Raw genomic sequence first — 11,436 nt, 5'->3', positions numbered from 1 at the left:
GGAGACGAACTATGGCCCAACGAACGTCGGAGGCGGAATCGCAGAGCGACGCCGTCCAGCGGGTGCGGGAGGCCCACAGCTTCGCGGTGCAGCTACCGATCCTCGGCAGGGTGGCGCTGCCGCGTCCCGAGCAACTGGCATTCTTCGCGGCGATCGGCTTGCTCGCCGCAGTCGAGATCATCGAATGGCCCGTTGCCCTGACCATCGCGGCAGGACACATCCTGATCACCGATCAGCACAACCGCGCCGTCCAGGAGATCGGGGAGGCCCTGGAAGGCGCGTGACGCGGAAGTCCGGATCAGGCGGGCGGACAGGCCGGTGACGTCAGCTGCGCGATCGCCACGATGGAACATGCCGTCGCCTTCGACAATTTCCACGTCCCGTTCTCGCCGGGCACGAAGATGGCGGGCAGGGTGTTCTGCTGCACCTGGCCGTTGATCGTCAACTGCAGCTGCGCGCTGGCGCTGCCGTCACCGTTGTCGATCACCGGGTCCAAGACCGTGACCTGCGCACCCGCCTGCTGGGCGGCGGCCGCGACCTGATTGAACAGGTTCGGGTCCTGCTCCGAACCCTCCACCATGGCGATTTTCTCCTCGAGGGGAGTGGCCGGGTCGAGGCCCTTCGCCAGCAGGGCGTTGAGTTCGGCCGCGGTCGGCAGAACGAGGTCGTCGGTGGTCTCGGCCGCTGCGGTGGTCGTGGACGTGGTGGTCGCGCTCGGCCCGGACGGCTCGTCGGAACCACAGGCGGACATCGTGAGGGCTGCGGCGATCGCTACCGCGGCTACCGTGATTTTGCGGATCGTCAACTCAGTTACCTCTTCGTATCTCGGTGCGCTGGTCGTTCGGTCTCACATCGAGTCTGAAGGTTTGGGCAGCGTCGCGCCGTCGAAGCCAGAGAATTCTCAGACTTCGACCGAATTCAGGCCGCCGTGCCGAACGCGCCACGGTACGGAGTGGCGTGGCTCCACTGCAGAGCGGCAGCGGTGACGTCGGACGCGGGAAGGTCGTGGTGATGGGTCTGGATGAACGCGATCAGTGCGCGGGCGGTGCGGGCGAGGGCGACCTTGTGCCGGCGGGACGTCTCCGCGAGTTCGGTGAACGCGTCGTTCTCAGAGCATCCGCGGTAGGCGATGAGGATGCCGACCGCGATGTCGACGGCCGTGCGGGTGGAGTAGCTGGGCGCTGTCATGAATATTCTCCCAACCTGCGTCGGAATGGGTACTACTCCATCCTCCCGCACTCGGTAGGACGTCGAAAGGGTTCGAATCTCCTCGAGCCTTCCTCGTGCGAGTTCTTCACCCAGGTTTTCCCTTACGGTAGGGGCATGGCTACCGTCTGGACGATCCCGATCGACATCACTTCTCGCTGGCTCGACAATTCCGAGGTCCAGACTTTCCTCGCGTCCAACGACCTGGACAACGCGGCACCCGACCCCCGGGTGCGGTTCGCACAGTTCGCGGACGTCACGAAGTCGCTGGAACGGCACATCGGACACACCTTCTCCTCGGTGCAGGGCGCGGCCACCGCACTCTTCGACGGCATCGACGGCGGTGTCCCCGTCGCGTTGAAACTGGCGGCGCTGCGCCTGATCCTGAAAGAGGTGTATCAGACCCGTCACGCGCCGCAGCCGTTCCCGAAGCGGGTGGGCGAGGAACTCGGCACCTACGTCTACGCGCTCCTCGATCCCCGCAACAGGTCGGTGTTCTACGTCGGCGCCGGGCGGGGCCCCCGGGTGTACGGCTACGTGTGGGAGGCGTTGGCCGAGAACGAGCACCGGCAGACGCTCGAGGATCCGGAGACCGACAGCGCCGAGGTGAAGGCCGCGACCATCGCCCGCATCCGCGAGATCTACGACTCCGGCCACGAGGTCGAGCACTACATCGTGGCGCATCGGATCGCCGACACCGGTGACGTCGCCGGCGCGGTGCGGCGCGGAGTCGTGGGCGCGTTGGGGCTGAACGAGGGTGCGCTGCTCAGCAATCTCGCCGGTGGCACGGGCGAGCATCGTGCGGTACCCGTCGACGACCTCGTGTTGCAGTACGCAGCAGAACCAGTGCCGAACCTGCCGACCCCCTGCGTCGTCCTCGAGGTGCCCGCCGCGTCCCGGCGCGGCGTGACGCAGGAGGAGGTGTACGAATTGTCCCGCGGCGCGTGGGCGGCAGGCGCTGCCGTCCGCAACACCGACGACATCCCGGTGATCGTGTTCGCGGACAACATCGTTCGTGCCGCATACCGTGCCAAGTCCTGGTCGTCGGTCGCACGGCCCGGCGACGCGGCCCTGTGGCGGTTCGCGGGCGAGCCCGACACGGAACTCGAGAGCCAATTCGTCAACAAGCGGATCGTCCCCGCCAAGGTCGGTCTGAAGAAGTGGCCCAACCACGGCTGGGTCCCGCATCTCACCCAGGCGCGCCCCGGCCGCTGACGTGAGTGGCGAAGCGTGCCCCGGCACACTTTGCCACTCACCTGCGGAGTGGGCCTCCCGAGTCGGTGGGTTGTGGTAAGTCTGAGCCGACCGGAGTTGGGGAGCGAAGGGAAGCCACGTGCTCGTACTGCATCGCGCCGAGCGTTCCACCACTCTCGCGTCGGCTCTCGGCGACGTGCTCGCGACCCCGCTGCCCGATCCGTTCGCCCGGGAGGTCGTCGCGGTCCCGGCGAAGGGGGTGGAGCGCTGGCTCACGCAGCGACTCTCGACCGCGCTCGGTGCCCGACCCGATGTCGGGGACGGGGTGGCCGCGAACATCGACTTCCCGTCCCCGACCCGGCTCGTCGACGAATGCCTCGCCGCCGCCACGGGGGTAACCGCCGACGACGACCCGTGGAATCCGTCCCGCATGTTGTGGTCGTTGCTCGGCGTCGTCGACGACTGTCTCGGTGAGCCCTGGTGTGCCGTCCTCGCGAAACACCTCGGGCACGGCCTCCCGGACCGCGACCCGGACGATCATCGGACGGGCCGGCGCTACGCCACCGCCTCACACCTGACCGATCTGTTCCGCAGTTACGCCGCACAGCGGCCGGCGATGCTGGTCGACTGGGCCGGAGGCCGCGACACCGACGGCGCGGGTGGTCCACTCGACGACGACCTTCTCTGGCAGGCCGAACTGTGGCGGCGGCTGCGTGAGCGGATCGGCAGCCCCGCTCCCGCCGAGCGGCTCGACTCCGCCTGCGCCCGGCTGCGCGAGGAACCGGACCTCGTCGAACTCCCCGTCCGACTGTCGCTGTTCGGCCCGACGCGCCTCGCGACCGATCAGATCGCCGTCCTCGCCGCCCTCGCCGTCAATCGTGATGTGCACCTGTGGCTTCCGCATCCGAGTCCCGCGATGTGGTCGTCGCTGTCCACGGCAGGCAGCGTTCTCGCACGCTCCGACGACGACACCGCGCTGTCCGTCGCCCATCCGCTGCTGTCGAGCCTCGCGCGGGACGTCCGCGAACTCGAGTCGAGGCTGACCCGCCTCGACGTCGACGACCTCCACCACGAGGGGCCTCCGCCGCGCGACTCCCTGCTGGGGTGCCTGCAGGCGGACGTCCGGGACGACCGGGCGCCCGCGCTCGCCGAGTGCACGGCCGACGCGTCCGTCCAGGTGCACGCGTGCCACGGACCGGCCCGCCAGGTGGAGGTCCTGCGTGAATGCCTCCTGCATCTCTTCGAGGACGATCCGACTCTCGAACCGCGCGACGTGCTCGTCATGTGCCCCGACGTCGAGTCGTACGCCCCGCTGATCCGGGCCGCGTTCGGGCAGGACGTGCTCGGGCATCCCGGCCATCGGCTTCGGGTCCGGCTCGCGGATCGTGCCCTGCACCAGACCAATCCGGTTCTCGCCGTGGTGTCGGCTCTCCTCGAACTCGCCGACGCGAGGGTGACGGCGAGTCAGGTCCTGGACCTGTCGGCGGCGGCGCCGGTGCGCAGACGGTTCCGGTTCGGCGACGACGACCTCGAACGGATCCGGGAGTGGGCGACCGCGACGGGCGCCCGCTGGGGAATCGGGCCGCGGCAGCGCGCCGCGTTCGGTCTCGGCGAATTCCCCCAGAACACGTTCACCACCGCGCTCGACCGCATCCTGCTCGGCGCCGCGGCCGACGAGTCCGAAGGCGAATGGCTCGCCCTGGCGCTGCCGCTCGACGACGTCGACAGCAACGACATCGACCTCACCGGGCGGCTGGCCGAATTCGTCGACCGGCTCGACGTCGCGCTGCGCGGGCTCGGCGGGCCCCAATCGGTCGCGGAATGGTCGAGCGCGCTCACCCGGGCGATCGACCTCGTCGTCGACGTCAGCGCCGCCGACACGTGGCAACTCGCGCAGGCGCGACGAGAACTCGGGGCGGCGATGGAACACGGCGGCGACGCGGTCCTGCGCCTGTCGGACGTGCGCGCCATGCTGGCCACCCGGCTCGCGGGCCGCCCCACCCGCGCGAACTTCCGCACGGGCGAGCTGACGGTGTGCACGATGGTGCCGATGCGGTCGGTGCCGCACCGTGTGGTCGTTCTCCTCGGCCTCGACGACGAGGTCTTCCCGCGGGGCGTGAGCGTGGACGGCGACGACGTGCTGGCCCGTAATCCCCTTCTCGGTGAACGTGACCCGCGCAGCGAGGACCGGCAGTTGCTGCTCGATGCCGTGATGTCGGCGAGTGAGAAACTCCTGCTGTTCTACACGGGCGCCGACCCCGTCACCGGCATGTCCCGGCCGCCGGCGATCCCGCTGTCCGAGCTGCTCGACGCGGTGGCGGCCACCGTGGGGAGCGATGCCCTGCCCCGAATCGTGACCCGGCATCCGTTGCAGCCGTTCGATGCACGCAACTTCCGGCCCGGGCACCCGTTCAGTTTCGACCGGGCGGCGCTGGCCGGTGCCCGCGCCGCGCAGCACCCGCCCGAACCGGAGCCCGCGTTCATGCCTGCGCCATTGGTGCCGCCGCCGCTGGGAGACGTCGATCTCGCCGACCTCATCGCGTTCCTGGTGCACCCGACGCAGGCGTTTCTGCGGCAACGGCTCGGGTTACGGGTCCCCGACGTGGACGAGGACCTCGCCGATGCATTGGACGTGGCGCCCGATCCGCTGGCCCGGTGGGATCTCGGCCAGAGGATGCTCGTCGCGAGGCTGGCGGGAGTCGAACTGGCCGACTTCCGCGCCGCGGAGTGGCGCCGAGGGACGTTGCCACCGTTCAAGTTGGGGGAGGCGGTGCTCGGGGGTATCGAGCACGCGGTCGAGTCGCTCGTCGCCGTCAGCGGGTCCGTGCACGTCGGGCGCGCGGAGACCGTGGACGTCGATGTCGATGTCGGCTCCGGACGGCGCCTCACCGGCACCGTCGGCGGTGTGCACGGGTCGGTGATCGCGAGCACCACGTATTCGAAGTTGGGGCCGAAACACCGTCTCGCCGCCTGGGCGCAGTTGCTGGCGGTCGCGGCGTCCGACAACGAGACCGAGTGGACTGCCGTCACGACCGGCCGCGGCGCGTACAGCCGTCCGGCGTGGCGGTCGACCCTCACCGCACCCGAGAACGCAGCGGAGGAGTTGGTGCGACTCGTCGAACTGCGCGATCTGGGGCTGCACGCGCCGTTGCCGATCGCCACGGGCGCGTCGGCGGCCTATGCCGAACGACGCCACGGCGGCAGCAGCATGGAGGACGCGATCGAGGCGGCCCGGAAGGAATGGAGCAGTGACTTCGGTGACTCACGCGACCGGCACATCACGTACGTGTACGGGTCCTCACCAGGAATCGACGTCCTCGGCGACACGGTGACCATCGAGAACTACGCCCGGCAACTGTGGGCGCCGCTGCTCGCCGCCGAGACGTTGGCGCAGCCGTGACCGGCGCGCGAGGCTTCGACCTCCTCGGTCCGCTGCCGGAGGGGACGACGGTGCTCGAGGCGAGCGCCGGTACCGGCAAGACGTACGCGATCGTCGGTCTGGCCGCCCGCTTCGTCGCCGAGGGGGGCGTGGACCTGTCGCAGCTGTTGCTGGTGACGTTCAGCCGGGCGGCCACGCAGGAGCTGCGGGAACGCACCCGTGAACGATTCGGGTCCGCCGCAGCCGCATTGGCCGATCCCGCAGCGGCGCGGCTGAGCGCGGATCAACTGATCCGGCATCTCGCCGAAGCCGACACCGACGAGGTGACGCTGCGCCGCCGGCGCCTGCTGCAGGCGCTGTCCGACTTCGACGCCGCCACCATCGTCACCACCCACAGCTTCTGTCAGCGCATGCTCGACGGGCTCGGCATCGCGGGCGAACGCGACCCCGACACGGTGCTGGTCGAGGCCGCCGACGACCTCACGACGGAGGTGATCGCCGACCTGTACCTGCGGGCCTACAGTCGGGTCGAGGCCGCGCCGTTCACTCCGGCCGAGGCCACCGCGGCCGCCCGGGCCGCCATCTTCGACCCGCAGGCGGTGCTCGCCCCGGAAGATGCGCGGGGCACCCCGGCCGGGGATCGGGTGGCGTTCGCCGAGGCGGTGCGCGCCGAAGTCGAGCGGCGCAAACGTGCGGTGGGTCTGCGTGACTTCGACGATCTCCCGATGCTGCTCCATCGCGTCCTCAGCGATCCCGAGCACGGTGCGGCGGCCTGCCGGCGGGTCCGCGAACGCTACGGCGTCGTGCTCGTCGACGAGTTCCAGGACACCGACCCGCTGCAGTGGGACATTCTGCGCCGAACGTTCCACGGCAGCGGAACGCTGGTGCTCGTCGGCGACCCGAAGCAGGCCATCTACGCATTCCGTGGGGCGGAGGTGCTCAGCTACCTGGACGCGGTGCGGTCGGCGGACCGTCACCAGGAGTTGACCACCAACTGGCGCAGCGATCAGGAACTCCTCGACGGGCTCGAATATCTGCACGGCGGCGCCGCGCTCGGGCATACCGACATCGTGGTGCACCGCGTCGACGGTGCGAGACCGAAGTCGCGTCTGACGGGTACCGTGCCGCTGCGGCTGCGGTATCTGCCGAGGACCGGCGCCGGGCCGATCAACAAGTCGGGATACCCCGCGGTGGTACCGCTCCGGAAGCGGATCGCGGCAGACCTCGCGGCCGACATCGTCGCCCTCCTCGACGGTGGCGCGACACTCGACGTCGGGGGGAGCATCCGACTCGTCGAACCCGGCGACATCGCCGTCCTGGTCCGCACCAACGCGCAGATCACGCTGGTCCACGACGCCCTCGACCGGGCGGGTGTGCCGTCCGTGCTCGCCGGCGGGGCCAGCGTCTTCACGACTCCGGCTGCGCAGCACTGGCTCTGGCTTCTGCAGGCCATCGAGCAACCGCACCGTTCCGACCGGGTGCGGCTGGCCGCGCTCACCCCGCTGCTCGGACACACCGCCGAGGAACTCGACGCTCGCGGCGACGACATCGTCGCCGAGGTCGGCGGGCAGCTCCGCGAGCTCGGCGACGTGTTCGCGCAGTCCGGTTTCGCGGCCCTGTTCGAACGACTGTCCGCGGTCGGCGCGCTCGAGGCGAGACTGCTTCGGGTGGCGGCGGGCGAGCGGGCACTGACCGATCTCCGGCACGTCGCGCAGTTGCTCAACGGTGCCGCCGTCGAGCAGTCGCTCGGTCTGACGGCCGTCACCCGCTGGCTCACCGAACGGATGAAGGATCCGTCCTCGGGTGGGGTGGACCGCAGCCGACGGCTCGACAGTGACGCCGCAGCGGTGCAGATCGCGACCGTCCACGCCAGCAAGGGCCTCGAATTCCCGCTCGTCTATCTGCCGTACGCCTGGGACGCCGCGAAGATCTCGAAACCGAGCAAACTGCTGCTGCACGACGACGACGGGCGACGCATCCTCGATGTCGGCGGTCCGGGCAGCCCCGGTTACGCGGACCGCAGGAACCGGCACGACGCCGAAGAGGCGGGGGAGGAGTTGCGGCTGCTGTACGTCGCCGTGACCCGGGCGATGTGCGGGCTCGTGGTGTGGTGGGCACCGGCGTTCACGACAGCGGGCGCACCGCTGCACCGGATGATCCTGGGGCGGCAGCCCGGGCAGCGGGAGGTCCCGCCGAAGGTCACCGTCCCCGAGGATCCGGTTGTCGCGGAACGGTTGTCCGCGTGGGGTGCGGAAGCTCCGGAGACGGTGACCGTCGAGGCGGTGGGTTCCGACCCGATCGCGCGGGTCGGGTGGACACCACAACGTGAGCCCCACGGAGACCTGGAAGCCGCGCGTTTCCGGCGGCTGCTCGACACGCGCTGGCGTCGCACGTCGTATTCGGCGTTGACCGCGTCCGCGCACGACGCGCCCGCGGTGGGCAGTGAGGCCGAGGTCGAGGAGAAGACGGACGAACCGGCCGAGCCTCCGTTGCAGGCGCCGGCCGACGTCACTTCGGGGGTGCCGTCGACGATGAACGAACTGCCCGGCGGCGCGACGTTCGGCACGCTCGTGCACGCCGTCTTCGAGAACGTCGACACCGCGGCACCCGATCTGGAGGAAGAAGTCCTGCGGTGCTGCCGCGACGTGATCGCGTCGACCCTGTCGGACATCGACCCCGCCCAGCTGGCGACGGCGCTGCTGCCCGTGCTGCGGACTCCCCTCGGCGCGGGGGGCGAGCCGACACTCGCCGACATCGCCCCCGCAGACCTGCTGGCGGAGCTCGACTTCGAACTGCCGCTCGCCGGTGGCGACACACCCTCGCTCACCGTGATGCTCGACGGCGTCGGCAGGCTGCTGCACACCCACCTTCCCGTCGACGATCCGCTGCGGTCGTACGCCGATGCCGTGCAGACACTCGAACCGACCCCGCTGCGCGGATACCTCACCGGCAGCATCGACGTCGTGCTGCGGTTGCCCGGACCGCGGTACGTCGTGGTCGACTACAAGACCAATCGCCTCGCGCAGGGCGACCTGACCACCGCGCACTACACCCGCGAGAGGATGGCCGCCGAAATGTTGCGGGCACACTACCCGCTGCAGGCGTTGCTGTATTCCGTTGCGTTGCATCGCTACCTGCGCTGGCGGCAACCCGACTACGATCCGACGGTGCACCTCGGGGGCGTCCGGTATCTGTTCGTTCGCGGAATGGTCGGCCCCGGCACCCCACCCGGCTGTGGTGTCTTCGACTGGGCGCCACCCGCCGCGCTGATCACCGAGCTGTCCGATCTGCTGTCCGGGTCGGCCTCCGAGCGCGAGGGGACGCGATGACCGAGGTGCAGGTGGCGCAGCGCGGCAAGGGGATCCTGCGGGTCTTCAACGAGGCCGGTGTGCTGGCCGCCGCGGACGTGCACGTCGCGTTGCGGTTGTCGGCGCTCGGAGGCGAATCGTCGGAAGACGTCGTACTGGCGACGGCGCTGGCGGTGCGGGCGGTGCGGTCCGGCTCGGTGTGCCTGGACCTGACGCGGATTCGTGAGGTGACCGTCGACGAGGAGTCCGAAGTCGATCTCGACGCACTGCCGTGGCCGGACGACGGCACCGTCGTCGAGGCACTGCGGCGGAGCCCGCTGGTCGCGGGTGGTTCGGCGGGTCCGCTGCGACCGCTGCGGCTCGTCGACACGGCCGAGGGCGGGCTGCTCTACCTCGACCGGTACTTCCGGCAGGAAGCGACCATCCGGCGGGTACTCGACCAGCGCGCCGTCGGGCATCCCCTCGTCGACGAGCAGTCGCTGCAGGAGGGCCTGGACGCGTTGTTCCGCGACCAGCACGACCACGGGGCGCCGGCCCCGGCTCCGGATCGGCAGCGGATCGCCGCCGCGGTCGCCGCCACACAGTGGACGTCGGTGGTGGTCGGCGGACCCGGAACAGGCAAGACGCACACCGTCGCCCGGGTGCTGGCGCTGCTGACCAGGCAGCCCGGCCCGAGCCTCCGGATCGCGCTCGCCGCACCCACCGGGAAGGCCGCGGCGCGGTTGCAGGAATCGGTGCGCGAGCAGTCCGACGCACTCGGGTTGCCGCCCGACCTGACCGCGATGACGCTGCATCGGCTGCTGGGCTGGCAGCGCGGACGTGGTAGCCGGTTCCGCTACAACGCGAACAATCACCTGCCCTACGACGCGATCGTGGTCGACGAGACGTCGATGGTGTCGCTGACGATGATGTGCCGGCTCCTCGAGGCGGTCCGCCCGGACACCCGGCTGGTGCTCGTCGGCGACCCCGATCAGCTGACGTCCGTCGACGCGGGCGCGGTCCTGGCCGATCTCGTGGCCCGGCCGGTGACGGGAACCGAGAATCCGGTGCTCGCCAGGATCGTCGGCGCCGACCTGGAGGCAGCCGACGACCCGCTCGAAGCCGCCTTGAGTGCGGGAGAACGGGACAGATTGCGGGGCGGAGTGGTGCGGCTCAGCCGCGGGCGGCGGTTCGGCGGCGGCATCGCGCAGCTGGCCGTCGCGGTACGGAAGGGCGAACCGGACGAGGTCATGGAGATCCTGTCGAGCGGTTTCCCCGAGGTGTCGTTCCACGGTCCCGAAGACCTGGACGCACTGCGGACGGACGTGGTGGGGACGGCCGCCGCGGTCACCGCAGCCGCGGAATCCGGTGATGCCCTTGCTGCACTGCGGCATTCGGAGGAGCATCGCCTGTTGTGCGCGCACCGGGAAGGTCCGTACGGCGTGCAGCGGTGGGCGCGGCAGGCGATGGAGTGGATGGGGGAGGCGACGGGGCAGCGGCTGAACCCGGATCGCTGGTATCCGGGCCAGCCGCTGATGGTGACTGCCAATGATCACGAAACGAAGATCTACAACGGCGACACCGGGGTGATCGTGCGCCGCGACGACGACGAACTCGTCGCCGCATTCGTGCGGGGCCACGAACCGTTCCTGTTGCATCCGACGCATCTGTCCGCGGTGCAGACGGTGTACGCGATGACGATTCACCGCAGTCAGGGCAGTCAGTACGACACGGTGTCCGTGGTTCTTCCCGGCGAGGCGTCGTCGCTGCTGACTCGCGAATTGCTGTACACCGCGATCACCCGTGCACGGAAGCACGTGCGGATCATCGGGTCCGAGGATGCAGTGCGGGCGGGAGTGCAACGCCGGGTGCTGAGGGCGAGTGGGCTTCGGAGGGCGATTCCGTAGCACGGCTCCGCAGGGAGGAGATCACGACGGCGAGAGTCGCCGACACGAAGACGACCTGCAGGAGGGTGCGGGGAATCAGCGCTTCGAACGGTCCCGTCGAGAGTCCCTCCACGGCGGCGTACACGTTCGCCGGGAACATCACGATCAGCAGGGCGGTGAGGCAGCCCGCCGCCCACGGCGCGGTGCGTCGTATCAGCAGTCCCGCGGCGCCGGCCAGTTCGAGCAGACCGGTCACGGTCACCAGCAGCTCGGGGTTCGGCAGAGACGGCGGGACCATGTCGACGAGTTCCGCACGCATCCCGACGAAGTGGGCCATGCCGGTCAGTGTGAACATGGCCGCGAGTCCGCCCCGCAGGGCAACGGGCCACGGCCGGAATCGGCGCACACCCGCCGCGCCTGCGACGAGGAGTGCCAGAGTGACGGCAACGAGGGCGATCAAGGGTTCCATGGTCCTTCTCCTGAA

The 11,436-nt window shown here is 70.1% G+C and carries 8 protein-coding genes; 5 read left to right on the top strand and 3 right to left on the bottom strand.

Annotated features, from left to right (window positions below):
* Positions 1-11 precede the first annotated feature (11 nt).
* Complete coding sequence (locus tag AZG88_RS37210) at positions 12-284, top strand: hypothetical protein (RefSeq protein WP_061700557.1); 273 nt, start codon at positions 12-14, stop codon at positions 282-284.
* 14 nt (positions 285-298) lie between these two features.
* On the opposite strand, the gene AZG88_RS37205 is transcribed toward AZG88_RS37210, so the two are convergent.
* Positions 299-805, bottom strand: coding sequence for a hypothetical protein (locus tag AZG88_RS37205; protein WP_005252352.1), 507 nt, complete (start codon positions 803-805; stop codon positions 299-301).
* Between the two features lie 113 nt (positions 806-918).
* The gene (locus AZG88_RS37200) at positions 919-1,188 is read right to left on the bottom strand and encodes an ANTAR domain-containing protein (protein WP_005563493.1); all 270 of its coding nucleotides are present in this window, start codon (positions 1,186-1,188) and stop codon (positions 919-921) included.
* A 135-nt stretch (positions 1,189-1,323) separates the two neighbouring features.
* Between AZG88_RS37200 and AZG88_RS37195 the strand changes: the two genes are divergently transcribed.
* From AZG88_RS37195 to recD, 4 genes are all read left to right on the top strand, one after another.
* A complete protein-coding gene (locus tag AZG88_RS37195) occupies positions 1,324-2,421 on the top strand; it encodes a GIY-YIG nuclease family protein (protein ID WP_025433083.1) in 1,098 nt (365 codons plus the stop codon).
* Between the two features lie 118 nt (positions 2,422-2,539).
* Positions 2,540-5,800: an exodeoxyribonuclease V subunit gamma gene (gene recC, locus AZG88_RS37190; protein ID WP_061700556.1), complete on the top strand. Its 3,261-nt coding sequence runs from the start codon at positions 2,540-2,542 to the stop codon at positions 5,798-5,800.
* Positions 5,758-9,108 carry a UvrD-helicase domain-containing protein gene (locus tag AZG88_RS37185; protein ID WP_061700555.1) on the top strand — a complete coding sequence of 1,117 codons (3,351 nt, stop codon included), beginning with the start codon at positions 5,758-5,760 and terminating at the stop codon, positions 9,106-9,108. Before recC ends, AZG88_RS37185 begins: the two co-directional genes overlap by 43 nt.
* Positions 9,105-10,973 (top strand): exodeoxyribonuclease V subunit alpha, encoded by a 1,869-nt coding sequence (recD, locus tag AZG88_RS37180; protein WP_061700554.1) that lies wholly within the window; start codon positions 9,105-9,107, stop codon positions 10,971-10,973. Before AZG88_RS37185 ends, recD begins: the two co-directional genes overlap by 4 nt.
* Here the strand turns inward: recD and AZG88_RS37175 are convergent.
* Positions 10,891-11,421 carry a DoxX family protein gene (locus AZG88_RS37175; protein ID WP_061044361.1) on the bottom strand — a complete coding sequence of 177 codons (531 nt, stop codon included), beginning with the start codon at positions 11,419-11,421 and terminating at the stop codon, positions 10,891-10,893. The two genes, recD and AZG88_RS37175, sit on opposite strands and share 83 nt — an antisense overlap.
* Positions 11,422-11,436 lie beyond the last annotated feature (15 nt).

Source organism: Rhodococcus sp. LB1 (genome assembly GCF_001583455.1).
In the GTDB taxonomy this organism is placed as follows: domain Bacteria; phylum Actinomycetota; class Actinomycetes; order Mycobacteriales; family Mycobacteriaceae; genus Rhodococcus_F; species Rhodococcus_F opacus.
This window is presented reverse-complemented; position numbering and strand designations above follow the sequence as displayed.